Genomic DNA, 11,838 nt, shown 5'->3' with positions numbered 1-11,838 from the left:
GGTTGCAATCAAACTGGCCATTTCTTGCTGGGTGAGGGAATGATTGACATAGGTAATTGGTTGGTCTGGGGAGGACTCTCCATACATAGCAGTCAGGTCTTTGAGCAATTCGATCAAACGGCGTTTTATTTCCTTAAAAAACAATATTTCCAGTCTTCTTTCCAGTTTGCGGATGTTTTCACCAATCCGTTTGTTGATCTCCATGCTGAAGGGTACATAATCGCGGGCCAAAGCACGGGCTTTTTCTACACTCATTTTGCAGACCTGAGTGCCTTCTTGGGTGGCCTGCGCAAAATCCCGGTGCGACATTTGCCCCAGAAAAGCCATTTCCCCCAACAATTCGCCCCGGGTCAAATAAATTTTGATGTTTTCATTGCCGTCATCGTCATAATTCCCAACTTTGATTTTTCCCTCCGTAATTAGGAAAATTTCACTGGAGGTCTCGTTGGGCAAAAACAGGAAATCGTTTTTGTGGTAAGTAAATGGAGGGCTATGCTTGATGTGATCGGCATATTTGTATGGACAAAGAATGTTGAACAAGTCTATCTCTTCAAAATACCAGATTTGCTTCATTTAAGTTAGGTGTATATTTGGTGATCTAAAGTTAATTTTTTTTGAATCTACCGGTCACCTTTCGATGCAATACCGTCCGCATCCGAACAATTCAGTGGCTTTGGACTCTACTATTGCAACCAAAAGTGTTTCAAGAAGCGTTATCCTCTCAAAATCCAATACAAATGAAAAAGTTGTTGCAATCCATTTTGGTTTTATCCCTGCTCAGTGTAAGCATGCACCTTTCTGCTCAAAATAGCGCTAAAGTAAACGTAGACAAAAACCAACTGGCCATCGAAGGCTACGATCCGGTAGCTTATTTTGAAGACCACAAACCTGTCAAAGGCTCCGATGCTTTTAAGTTCAAGTTTGAAAATGCGGTCTACCAATTTGCCTCTTCCGCACACCTGAACACCTTCAAGAAAAACCCGGAAAAATACGTTCCTGAATATGGAGGGTACTGTGCTTATGGTGTTTCCAAAGGTTACGCAGTATCGATAGACCCCACTGCCTGGTCGATAGTAGACGGCAAACTGTACCTGAACTACAGCCATAATGTACAGAACAAGTGGAACGACGACAAATCCGGCTTCATCAAAAAAGCAGATAAAAACTGGCCAACGGTAGCAGGTAAAAATTAAATCGTAGTGAAAATACGGAGATTAAGGCGATCTTTGCGGTCGCCTTAATTCATTCCATTATGTCTCCATTCCTTCGCAATCTGGCCATCGCTTTACTGCGCTTCCAAATCAACACTACTGCCCTTTTTTCGCCGATCCGTGCAGGTCGCATGGCGCTCGACATTTTCCGCACGCCCCGCAAAGGCCGGCTGCGCGAGCAAGATCTACTCTTTTTGCGAGGCGCGAAATGGGAAGTCCTGCAAGCCGAAGGACTTGACATTCAAACCTACCTCTGGGAAGGCACTGGCCCCACCATCTTGCTGGCGCACGGCTGGGAAAGCAACTCGGCACGCTGGCGTACCTTCATCAATCTTTTTCGGAAAAAAGGCTACCGCATTGTGGCATTGGATGCACCTGGGCATGGCGCTACGAGCAGTGATCGCTTTGATGCCCATTGTTATGGTATGGCCATGAAAGCAGTGGCAGAGCGTTTTGAACCTGCTTTTATCATTGGCCACTCAGCTGGCGGCATGTCCGTGTTGTATTACCTGGCTACCTTCAAGCCCAGTTTTGTACGCGGCGGAGTAGTGATCGCTGCCCCGAGCAGTTTGCGCAAAATCCTTAAGAATTTTTATGGCATCATGCAACTCAGCCCACGGGCCATCCAGGGCATGGATCTGGCCATTCTGGAAAAATTTGCTCAACCTACCGAGGCTTTTGATTTGTTCGATTTTGCAAGGAATACGGACGTTCCAGGGCTGCTGCTGTTCGATGCCGGAGATCAAATTGCGTCTTTTGCCGAAGGGCAGCAATTGGCAGAGGTTTGGAAAAATAGTCGCTTTGTCGGATTTGAAGGGCTTGGGCATAGCGTGAATGGGAAGGAAGTGGTTGAGGTGGTGGTGGGGTTTATTGGGGAATTTCAATAAATTCTCAATTTTTCCATCCCCCCATCTCCCCTAAAACCTTCACATCCAAGTCCCTCAATCCCAAGTCCTCAATCGTCTTGATCAAAATAAGGGCATAATTCGGATTGGTGGAATAGCCACCCTTTTGCAGGCCTTCGGCCCAACCCTGGTAGTTGAGGGGATGCAGTTTGAACAAGTAGCTGTAGCGGACACTTTTGGCGGGGCTCAGCAAATAGTTGGAGTGGCTGATGTAGGAATGGCGGATGGTGGCATAGGACTGGAAACAAGATCCCACCAAAGTGCCAGTGGAATCCCGGTCGTCGTCAACTTTGTAGATGCCGATGCCTGTCCAATCTTTGCCACATTTGAGGCCAAAATGATTGTTGCCTTCTTTAGACAAAGTACTGGTTCCCCAGCGTGACTCCACTATAGCCTGGGCCAATTTGATGCTGGCGGGGATGCCGGTGCGCTTCATTTCTTCGATGGCCAGCCAGGAATATTGCTTGACGTAGGCCAGTTTCTGAATTTTTTCCTCCGCAACTTTGCGGGCAAATTCTTCCTCCCGTTTTTTGGCGGCTTCCGTTGGGCTGATGGTCGCTTTTAGGGTTGGTTTTATGGGAGGCTTAGTTGCTGGTTTGTTCTGTGCCCAGCCTGGAACGGATACCAATAGGCAAACCCAAAGCAAGGTGGGATATAAAAAGTTGACCGGTGTCTTCAAGTGTAGTGGAAAAATCTGGTTCATTTCCTGCTAAAACATTAAGATGAATAGAATAAAGCATACTCAAACAGGAAAATTGAAAAGTGCCTGCTTGACTGTGAAGTTTGTTGTGATTTTGGTCGTTAGGAAAAGGAAAGGATTGTTGATTGTAAAAAGCAGGCATAAAACTAGAAAAACTTAACCACATAGTATGACGCAAAAAATCAGGAAGTAATTTTTTGCGTCATACTAATGCTTTGGATCAGTTGGCAGTTCGGGTAAACCGATTAAAGCAATACAGCACGCTACCAGCTACCACTACGTGCATCACGTTCAACCAAATGCCCATTCCCAGCGGAATTCCGGGGATGCCCATGAATGGATTGGCAAAGGTAAGTACCAGTAATACTCCGGCTACGATGGTAAACACCCGCCAAGGCTTGCTCAAAAAGTAATTGAGTCCGGCCAAAACCAACCCTGCAACAATAGATGGAATGATGGAGGACGCAATCACTGGCACTACCGTTAGCGGTGCATTGGCGCCAGGAATCAGAATGGAGGAATCGATTAATCCGGAGGATGTTCCAATAAAAAACAAAACAGTGTTGATTACCGCAGCGATAGCGCCGGCCAATGGTGCTGCCCACAACAATTTTTTGGCAACAATTTTTTCAACATTTCCCATGATCAATTTTTTATGGTTAAACAAAATTTGTGTAAACGAATATATTGCATCACTGGTTAAAAGGAGATCCAAAAAAATACTTGTCAATTTTTCGGTTGCCCATTGCTGCGCCAGCGTGTACTTTTGAAAGAAAAAAACCATGCTGGACACAGCAACCATGTACCAGGCGCTTTTGGACAAAGACAGCACCTACGAAGGCAGTTTCATCGCCGCCGTAAAAACGACGGGCATTTTTTGCCGACCAACTTGTACGGCCCGCAAGCCCAAGCCCGAAAATGTAACATTTTACTCAAGCACCAAAGAGGCCATTCAGCATGGGTATCGCCCTTGCAAAGTATGTCGCCCGCTCGAAAAACTGGGCGAAACCCCCACCTATATTCAAGACCTCTTGAATGAATTGGCCGCCGATCCTGCTTTGAAACTAAAAGACTGGGATTTGCGTAGCAGAGGCATCGAGCCCAGTGCTTTGCGCCGCTGGTTTCAAAAAAATCACGGCATCACCTTTCATGCTTACCAGCGCATGTGCCGCATCAATACGGCTTTCAAAAAAATCCAGGAAGGAGAATCCGTGAGTACGGTGGCTTACGAAAGCGGTTTTGAATCCTTGAGCGGATTTGGCGATTCATTTCGCACCATTTTTGGCGTAGCGCCTTCCAAGAGTAAGGATCAACGGGTTATTGATCTGATGCGCCTCGAAACCCCGCTTGGCACCATGATTGCCTGCGGGGTAGCAGAAGGAATCTGTCTGCTAGAGTTCAGCGACCGCAAAATGTTGGAATCAGAATTCAAAGCCTTGTCGCGCTACCTCAACGCCACGATCGTGCAGGGAAGCAATCCGTATTTTGGACAACTGCAACAGGAACTGGAGGAATATTTTGCCGGAAAGCGCCAACAGTTCAGCGTGCCTTTGTTTACGCCCGGAACGGATTTTCAGCAAGGGGTCTGGGCAGAATTGCAAAACATTCCCTACGGCACTACCCGCTCCTACAAAGCCCAAGCCATTGCGTTGCACAAACCGGAAGCCATCCGGGCTGTAGCGGGTGCCAATGGCATGAACCGCATCTCGATCATCGTGCCCTGCCACCGCATTATCGGCGAAGATGGCAGCCTAACCGGGTATGGAGGCGGGCTTTGGCGGAAAAAATGGTTGCTTGATTTTGAAAAAAAACATAAGTTGTGATGGCAAGTACGCAGAAAAATTAACTTCTCGATTTTGGGTTTTGAATAGGAAGTAGAACGGTTCATTTCAAGTGAGCTTCCTATTCAAAAGCGGCTAAAAAAATCGGGAAGTAATTTTTTGCGTCAGATTAAGAGTAAATTACCCGACAACCTATGCGCACCAAAACCTTACTTTTAACACTTTTCATCCTATTGAAATTTGCCATCCAGTATTTTGCCATTGCTCCCGAATACGACTTGCAACGCGACGAATTTTTGCACCTGGATCAGGCCAAACACTTGGCCTGGGGTTACCTTTCGGTACCGCCAGTTACCTCTTGGATTTCTTGCATCATCTTGTTTTTGGGCGGCAGTGTATTTTGGATAAAATTTTTTCCTGCACTTTTTGGTGCATTAACCATAGTCGTAGTTTGGAAAACCATTGAATCCCTGGGCGGAGGCCTGTTTGCCCTGTGTTTGGGAGCCATTTCCATGTTGTGTTCAGTGCTGTTGCGGCTCAATGTTTTGTACCAACCCAATTCCCTTGACGTATTGAGTTGGACATTGGTATATTATACTTTCATTCGCTATGTGCAAACCGATCAAGTCAAATGGTTGTGGTTTTGTGCCATTGCATTCGCCTTTGGTTTTTTAAACAAGTACAACATTGCATTTTTGGCGTTGGGGCTTGCGCCTGCTTTGTTGCTTGAGCCGGTACGCAAAGTATTCATTCAGCGTAATTTTTATTTGGCTTTGGGCTTGGTTTTGCTGCTCATTGCCCCCAATTTGTATTGGCAATACCAGCATGATTTTCCGGTAATGGCACACATGCAAGAGTTGCAAGAGCGACATTTGGTCAATGTGCAACGGATCGATTTTTTGCGCGAGCAGGTACTCTTTTTCATTGGTTCACTTGAAGTTTGGCTGATCGCGTTGTTTGCTCTGTGCTTTTATCGACCTTTTCGCCCGTATCGATTTCTGGGTTTTGCATTTGTTTTTACCCTTGGGCTGTTTCTGTTTTTTAGGGCAAAAAGCTATTACGCTATTGGGTTGTATCCCATCTTTCATGCATTCGGTGCGGTTTACCTGGAAACGATTTTGCAAAATAGCTGGAAGCAATACTTACGACTTGCATTGCTAGTGTTGCCAGTATTCTTGATTCTTGTCATAGGCAAAACCCTGCTGCCAATGAGAAGTCCAATCGAAATTGTCAAACACCCGGAATTTTACCAAACCCTTGGCATGTTGCGCTGGGAAGATGGAAAAGACCATCCACTTCCGCAGGATTTTTCGGATATGCAGGGTTGGAGCGAGTTGGGGCAAAAGGTGGACAAACTATACGCCAAAATGGACCACAAGAATGCAACCTTGATCTTGTGCGACAATTACGGACAAGCAGGAGCAATCAATTTTTATTCCCGGTTGGGGATTCAGGCGGTATCCCTCAATGCGGATTACATCAATTGGATCAATTTGGAACACCCCATCAAAAACGTCATCTTAATTCAAAACGCCGATGACGATGATCCTAAACGAAAGGACGAGCAACCACTTTTTGAGCGAATTACATTAGTAGACAGCATTGAAAATCAATATGCCCGCGAAAAGGGAGCAAGAATTTATGCTTTGGAAGGTGCCAAAGTGCCCATTGCTCCGATTCTGAGGGAGGACATTGCCAAGCGCAAGAGAGGGGAGGAGGATTAATGTGACGTACTTACGCCCTGGTGAAATTTAATCATGATTCCTGCTTTTTTGGTGTCCGCAGCCACTCTGCCCCCATTCCAATTCCCACGATCGCAATCGTCCCCAATACCACCGTCATTTTGGGGTCAAAGGGACTGCGCAATGCTTCGGGAAAAATGTCTTTGAAACTCAGCCAAAAAATCAGACCTAGACCTACAATTGCTGCTACCTTGGCCGAAAATGCCCCCAATTTTTTGTTCAAAAATCCCAGTAAAAATAAGCCCAGCATCCCGCCGGCAAACAAGCCCGCCAGCTTCCACCAGGCATCCAACAAACTTTTGACCCCAATCATGCCCAGTCCAAAAGCCATACCCAGGCAGCCCATGATCACTATGGCCATGCGCAATACCCGGAGTTGTTGTGCTTCATTGGCTTGAGGCGCAAAATACGGTCGGTAAATATCGTGGAGAAACACCGTCGCCGCACTGTTCATCCCACTGCTCATGGTACTCATGGCTGCTGACAACAATGCGGCCATCAGCAGTCCCAGGAAGCCTGTGGGGATCTGGGTTTTGATGAAAAATGGCAAAACCTTGTCGCCATAGTCGGCTGGCGTAAGGCTGGCAAGGGTGATTCCTTTTTCAGTTGACACTTGTTGTTTCAAGGCCAAAATCAGCTCGGGATTGGCCTGGTAATACACGTACAAAGCCGTTCCAATAAAGAAAAACAGCATCGATACAGGCAAATAATACCCTACGCAAAGCCAGATGCTGCGTGCGGCATCATGGGCATTGCGGGCAGTATGGTAACGCTGGATGTAGTTTTGGTCAATACCAAAATTGGTCAGGTTGATGAAAAAACCATACAAGAATACCACCCAAAAAGTACTGCTGTAAAAATCGAAACGAAAACTGCCCAGGCTGAACTTCTGCTCTTGCCAACCACTCGAAATTACATTTGAAAAAGAGACCTGCGAAAGCACGATGCCCAGAATCAGCAATGCCCCCAAAGTTTTGATGATGGCCTGAATCACCTCCGTCCAGATCACCGCTTCCATTCCGCCCAATACGGTATACAACACAATGCAAGCGCCCAAGCCCAGAATAATACCGTACATACTCAAGCCAGTCAAGGTATTCAGCATCAGGGCAACGCCGTAAAAGATAGTCCCCATGCGGGCCAATTGAGTCAGGATAAAACACAGCATGGCATAACTGCGCGCCCAGGCACCAAAGCGTTGTTCGAGGTGCGTATACGCGCTAATTTGCTGACTTTGGCGGTAAAACGGCACAAAAAAACGCGCTGAAACATACGCTGCAAAAGGCATAGACAAACTGAATGCAAAAGGATTCCAGTTGCTGCCAAATGACTTGCCGGGATCGCCCAAAAAAGTGATCGCACTCAAAAAAGTGGCGTAAAAAGACAAACCCAGCGCCCAACCTGGAATTTTTCCCGCTGCAGTGCTGAATTGAGCGGAGTTGTTGTTCTTTTTGGAAAAAAACAGCCCTATTCCCAGCATCAGCAAGAAGTAGAGGACAATGATAAAGCCGTCAACAACAGGGAAGTTGGTCGTCATGTAGGTTCGTGGTTTGTCCCTTTATTGCAGTAACCCGATCGAGGCGTACTTGATGCGCTGGCGCTTCCAAGTATAGGTAATTTGAATGCGGCCATCCGAAGTTTGAATCACCGCAGGGTAAGAAAATTCCTGCTTGGGTTCGTTTTCGAGTGGGAGCAAATCACTCCAAAACTTGCCGTCTTTGGATAAGGCGATGTAGAGTTTGGAGCGGTCTCCGCCTTTTTTCTGGGTGGCTTTGTTGTACACCACCGCATACCGACCATCGTTGAGGTTGACGGCGTCGATTCCTGAGTTGGGATTGGGCAAGCTGGTCTTTTGCAGTGGCGACCAGGTTTTGCCATTGTCGTTGGAGAAAGATTCCAAAACAGCATCGTTTTTGCTGCGGCACAAAATCTGCAAACTTCCATCGGGATGTTGCAAAATAGCAGGTTGGATGGCCGCGTATTGTTTGCCATCGTTGATCGCTTCCGTCTTTTGCCAGGTTCGTCCGGCGTCTTTGGTGCTTTCAAAATGCACCCGCCAGCCATCGTGTTCCGAACTACTGGGGCAAAGCAGCGTACCATCTTTCAACAAGACGGGCTTGTTTTTGATGGGGCCTAAAATACCCTCTGGCAGTTTTTCAGGGGTAGACCAGGTTTGACCGCCATCCCTTGAGCGGATCAGCATGCCCCACCATTCGGAGGGGCTGGGGCCTACTTTGTAAAACAACAACAGTTCTGCTCCCGGCATTTGAAACAATACCGGATTCCAGCAAGGGTAGCGCAGGGTTTCGCTTTGTACCCCATTGGCCACTTCAACCGGGGGCGTCCATTTTCCATTTGCCATCTGGCTTGTCCAGATGCCAACGTCTTTGTGCCGTTCATGTGTGCCACCAAACCAGGCTGCCATTAACCCTTGCGGAGTTTCCACCAGGGTTGAGGCATGTGCTGAAGGAAAAGGGGCTTGCTCGTAAATGAATTCAGATTTGAAATTGACACTTTGGGCGCTGAGTGCAGTACAAAAGAGGAAAAAAACTGGCAAAAACTTCATGGCTTGGTGTTTTTTCAAAAAAACATACTTGACAACTTGTCAAGTATGTTCTGTTTTTGTGCTTATTTCTTCTCCCCAAACAACTCATTCAGCATCGCCGCCAAACGATAGCCACTCAATGTCAATTGTTTGCGCACCACTTCCTGGCCTTGTTCCAGGTAAAAAGGGGTAGGCTCGTCGTTGGGCATCAGGTATTGGTTGCGGCCTTTGTCGTCTTTGCCTTTTATGCCATACACGTATTTTTTGGACAATTTGTGGCTCTCAAGCGCCCAGAAATCGGGATCAAGGGTTTCCACATTGTTGAAGTCTTTCTCAGGATACTGCTTCATCAAATCCTTGGCCAGATCTTTAACTCTTTCGATTTGCGCTTCGGTCAGCGGTTCTTTGGGCTTTCCAAAAGGGCGAATGTCTCCGTAGCTGCTCAAATATCCACATCCGTCGTCCCAAAGGGCATGCAGGTTGCGCCAATTGCCTTTGAGCTGAAAAAGATTGCCGCCGGAATCTCCGCCCGGTATATCATTGCTGAATCGGGAAGTGCTGTGCAAGGGCTGGTGCAAGTCGCTGACAAAATGCACCAAAAAAGAGAGAAACCGCGCCTTCTCCAACGCCTTTGATTGCGGCGCTTTGAGGATTTCGGTGCATTGATTGATGGCCCAGATGATGTCTACTTCCGGCTGACCAGGAACAGCAATGTTGTTCAGATTGAATGGCACATCGGTGTAGTGCCAGCTATCGTAAGCATGCACGCCATCTGCTTTGAGGTCATCTGGCCAAGGGCCGGTCACAATAAAGTGGTTGACCTGGGGGTAATCGCGCCCCAAAACTGCCGTCAAAGAATCGACTTTCGCACGAGCAGTCTTATTCAGGTTCAAATACGCGATCATGGCTGTAACCATATGGCCATGATCCCACCAAGCTTTGGCCTGCACGGATACCATCAAAGCCAAAGCAAAAAAGAATATCTTTTTCATAGAATCGGAAAATAAAATTATCAATTACATCAATCCCAAATCCGTTTGAATCGCTTTTACCTTTTCTTTCAAGCTATTCAGCGTAGCGTCAAAGTCTTCAGGGCGATTCAATGGAGTGTGCACCGATACATAAAATTTGATCTTTGGTTCGGTACCACTTGGGCGAGCCGACACCTTTGTTCCATCTTCCAGGATAAGTTGAATCACATTGGAATGCTCGATGCCCATGCCTTGTGGAATAGCGGTGACTTCGCCGGTACGCAGGTTTTTGCTGGTCAAATTTTGGTAGTCCAGCACTTCAATTGGTGCAGACCCCGCTACCGACGCAGGCAAATTGCTGCGCATATCGGCCATCATTTTCTGGATTTCTTCCGCACCTGCTTTGCCTTTTTTGGTCAGGGAGATCAAGCCTTCGTAATAGAAGCCGTACTTCTGGTACATCTGGGTCAGGAAGTCGATCAAGCTCAGGCCTTGGTCTTTGGCATAAGCGGTAAGTTCGGCAATCATGGCGCAAGACGCAACCGCGTCTTTGTCGCGTACCGCGTCACCGATCAGGTAACCGTAACTTTCTTCGCCACCGGCAATGAATTTTTCCTTGCCTTCCAACTCCCGAATCACTTGGGCGATGTATTTGAAGCCCGTCAGGGTATTGTAGCAAGGCACGCCATAGGCGGCGCACATGGCATCAATGATGTTGGTGGTCACGATGGTTTTGGCCACAAACTCTTTGCCCTGCAATTTGCCAGCGTCTTTCCAGGCTTGCAGCAAGTAGTAAATGATCAAACTGGCCATTTGATTGCCATTCAGCAATTGCCATTCACCTGCCTGATTTTTTACTGCAGCACCTACGCGGTCGGCATCGGGATCGGTAGCGATGACAAGGTCTGCATCCAGTGCTTTGGCTTGCTGCATGGCCATCGACATCGCTTCATGCTCCTCCGGATTGGGGTATACCACCGTTGGAAAATTGCCGTCGGGAGTGGCTTGCTCCTTTACGATGTGCACATTCGTAAAGCCAATCAGCTCCAGTGCTTTGGGTACGAGGGTGATGCCCGTACCATGTATGGGCGTATACACGATCTTGAGGTCGTGCTGGCGCTTGATGACCGCTGGATTGATGCTATTGGCCTGGATGGTTTTGAGAAACTCCGCGTCCACTTCTTCACCGATCAAGGAGATCAGGTCGTAGTTTCCAGCAAACCGAATATCGTCGATCGATTGAATCTTATTTACTTCTGCAACGATGTTTGCGTCATGTGGCGCCACTACTTGCGAGCCATCCGTCCAGTAAGCCTTGTAGCCATTGTATTCACGCGGGTTGTGTGAGGCCGTAATGACTACGCCGCTTTTACAACCCAGGAGCCGGATGGCGAAAGACAATTCCGGGGTAGGACGCAGCGTACTAAACAAGAATACCTTGATGCCGTTGGCCGAAAAAACATCCGCAACAATACGGGCAAATTCAGGCGACATATTGCGGCTATCGTGTGCGATGGCTACTTTGATTTCTTGATCTGGGAAGTTTTGGTTCAGGTAATTGGCCAAACCTTGGGTGGCTGCACCAACGGTATAACGGTTCATGCGGTTGGAACCTACACCAATGATTCCGCGCAATCCTCCGGTGCCAAATTCCAGATCTTTGTAGAAAGAATCCGTGAGTTCGGTATCGTTGTTGGCATCCAATAAAGCCTGGATGGCAGCTTTGGTTTCGGCATCATAGTTGCCGTCAAGCCAGGTTTGAATCTGCTGGCGGGTTTGAGTGTCAATTGTATTTGACATGGTTGGCACGTTTGGGACTGTTTTCGATTGAGGATTTTGACGGATGTAAAGCTAAAGGATTTAGCTTACATTGAAAAAAAATCTCAAAAATTCAATCGTGCCATTTTATCTTGTTGTCACAAAACTCAAAAAACGATTATGCACCGAATGAACTCCGTTACCACAAAATTTTCAATGTTGGCA

The 11,838-nt window shown here is 47.3% G+C and carries 11 protein-coding genes; 4 read left to right on the top strand and 7 right to left on the bottom strand.

The genetic code is table 11. The features are described from left to right. Nucleotides 1-573, bottom strand: a 573-nt coding sequence (locus ABW391_RS25315; RefSeq protein ID WP_353484695.1) for a Crp/Fnr family transcriptional regulator, incomplete at its 3' end; no start/stop codon positions are given. 164 nt (nucleotides 574-737) lie between these two features. Between ABW391_RS25315 and ABW391_RS25310 the strand changes: the two genes are divergently transcribed. Both ABW391_RS25310 and ABW391_RS25305 read left to right on the top strand, forming a co-directional pair. Next, complete coding sequence (locus tag ABW391_RS25310) at nucleotides 738-1,193, top strand: YHS domain-containing (seleno)protein (protein WP_353484694.1); 456 nt, start codon at nucleotides 738-740, stop codon at nucleotides 1,191-1,193. A 59-nt stretch (nucleotides 1,194-1,252) separates the two neighbouring features. Beyond that, nucleotides 1,253-2,098 (top strand): alpha/beta fold hydrolase, encoded by an 846-nt coding sequence (locus ABW391_RS25305; protein WP_353484693.1) that lies wholly within the window; start codon nucleotides 1,253-1,255, stop codon nucleotides 2,096-2,098. Nucleotides 2,099-2,102: 4 nt separating this feature from the next. On the opposite strand, the gene ABW391_RS25300 is transcribed toward ABW391_RS25305, so the two are convergent. Together ABW391_RS25300 and ABW391_RS25295 are read right to left on the bottom strand one after the other, a co-directional pair. Next, nucleotides 2,103-2,819: a glycoside hydrolase family 73 protein gene (locus ABW391_RS25300; RefSeq protein ID WP_353484692.1), complete on the bottom strand. Its 717-nt coding sequence runs from the start codon at nucleotides 2,817-2,819 to the stop codon at nucleotides 2,103-2,105. A gap of 217 nt (nucleotides 2,820-3,036) precedes the next feature. Then, nucleotides 3,037-3,459, bottom strand: coding sequence for a DUF6069 family protein (locus tag ABW391_RS25295; protein WP_353484691.1), 423 nt, complete (start codon nucleotides 3,457-3,459; stop codon nucleotides 3,037-3,039). A 139-nt stretch (nucleotides 3,460-3,598) separates the two neighbouring features. Here ABW391_RS25295 and ABW391_RS25290 point away from each other — a divergent pair, with 139 nt between their 5' ends. Both ABW391_RS25290 and ABW391_RS25285 read left to right on the top strand, forming a co-directional pair. Continuing rightward, complete coding sequence (locus tag ABW391_RS25290) at nucleotides 3,599-4,639, top strand: bifunctional transcriptional activator/DNA repair enzyme AdaA (protein WP_353484690.1); 1,041 nt, start codon at nucleotides 3,599-3,601, stop codon at nucleotides 4,637-4,639. 152 nt (nucleotides 4,640-4,791) lie between these two features. After that, nucleotides 4,792-6,321, top strand: a complete 1,530-nt coding sequence (locus tag ABW391_RS25285; protein WP_353484689.1) for a glycosyltransferase family 39 protein — start codon at nucleotides 4,792-4,794, stop codon at nucleotides 6,319-6,321. Between the two features lie 31 nt (nucleotides 6,322-6,352). On the opposite strand, the gene ABW391_RS25280 is transcribed toward ABW391_RS25285, so the two are convergent. The 4 genes from ABW391_RS25280 to ABW391_RS25265 all read right to left on the bottom strand — a co-directional run bounded on the left by ABW391_RS25280 (nucleotide 6,353) and on the right by ABW391_RS25265 (nucleotide 11,655). Continuing rightward, nucleotides 6,353-7,876 carry a sodium:solute symporter family protein gene (locus ABW391_RS25280; RefSeq protein WP_353484688.1) on the bottom strand — a complete coding sequence of 508 codons (1,524 nt, stop codon included), beginning with the start codon at nucleotides 7,874-7,876 and terminating at the stop codon, nucleotides 6,353-6,355. 21 nt (nucleotides 7,877-7,897) lie between these two features. Next, nucleotides 7,898-8,905: a sialidase family protein gene (locus ABW391_RS25275; protein WP_353484687.1), complete on the bottom strand. Its 1,008-nt coding sequence runs from the start codon at nucleotides 8,903-8,905 to the stop codon at nucleotides 7,898-7,900. A 62-nt stretch (nucleotides 8,906-8,967) separates the two neighbouring features. Beyond that, a complete protein-coding gene (locus ABW391_RS25270; RefSeq protein ID WP_353484686.1) occupies nucleotides 8,968-9,876 on the bottom strand; it encodes a S1/P1 nuclease in 909 nt (302 codons plus the stop codon). 24 nt (nucleotides 9,877-9,900) lie between these two features. After that, the gene (locus ABW391_RS25265; RefSeq protein WP_353484685.1) at nucleotides 9,901-11,655 is read right to left on the bottom strand and encodes a phospho-sugar mutase; all 1,755 of its coding nucleotides are present in this window, start codon (nucleotides 11,653-11,655) and stop codon (nucleotides 9,901-9,903) included. Nucleotides 11,656-11,838 lie beyond the last annotated feature (183 nt).

It is taken from the genome of Haliscomenobacter sp., assembly GCF_040403615.1.
Classification (GTDB): domain Bacteria; phylum Bacteroidota; class Bacteroidia; order Chitinophagales; family Saprospiraceae; genus Haliscomenobacter.
Note: the sequence above shows the minus strand (reverse complement) of the source record. Positions and strands in the feature narration are given on the sequence as shown.

What these genes read in the sequence shown, in the direction of transcription:
- ABW391_RS25305 (WP_353484693.1), top strand. Translation starts at nt 1,253, where the DNA reads ATGTCTCCATTCCTTCGCAATCTGGCCATCGCTTTACTGCGCTTCCAA.
- ABW391_RS25295 (WP_353484691.1), bottom strand. Translation starts at nt 3,459, where the DNA reads ATGGGAAATGTTGAAAAAATTGTTGCCAAAAAATTGTTGTGGGCAGCA.
- ABW391_RS25280 (WP_353484688.1), bottom strand. Translation starts at nt 7,876, where the DNA reads ATGACGACCAACTTCCCTGTTGTTGACGGCTTTATCATTGTCCTCTAC.
- ABW391_RS25300 (WP_353484692.1), bottom strand. Translation starts at nt 2,819, where the DNA reads ATGAACCAGATTTTTCCACTACACTTGAAGACACCGGTCAACTTTTTA.
- ABW391_RS25285 (WP_353484689.1), top strand. Translation starts at nt 4,792, where the DNA reads ATGCGCACCAAAACCTTACTTTTAACACTTTTCATCCTATTGAAATTT.
- ABW391_RS25270 (WP_353484686.1), bottom strand. Translation starts at nt 9,876, where the DNA reads ATGAAAAAGATATTCTTTTTTGCTTTGGCTTTGATGGTATCCGTGCAG.
- ABW391_RS25275 (WP_353484687.1), bottom strand. Translation starts at nt 8,905, where the DNA reads ATGAAGTTTTTGCCAGTTTTTTTCCTCTTTTGTACTGCACTCAGCGCC.
- ABW391_RS25290 (WP_353484690.1), top strand. Translation starts at nt 3,599, where the DNA reads ATGCTGGACACAGCAACCATGTACCAGGCGCTTTTGGACAAAGACAGC.
- ABW391_RS25265 (WP_353484685.1), bottom strand. Translation starts at nt 11,655, where the DNA reads ATGTCAAATACAATTGACACTCAAACCCGCCAGCAGATTCAAACCTGG.
- ABW391_RS25310 (WP_353484694.1), top strand. Translation starts at nt 738, where the DNA reads ATGAAAAAGTTGTTGCAATCCATTTTGGTTTTATCCCTGCTCAGTGTA.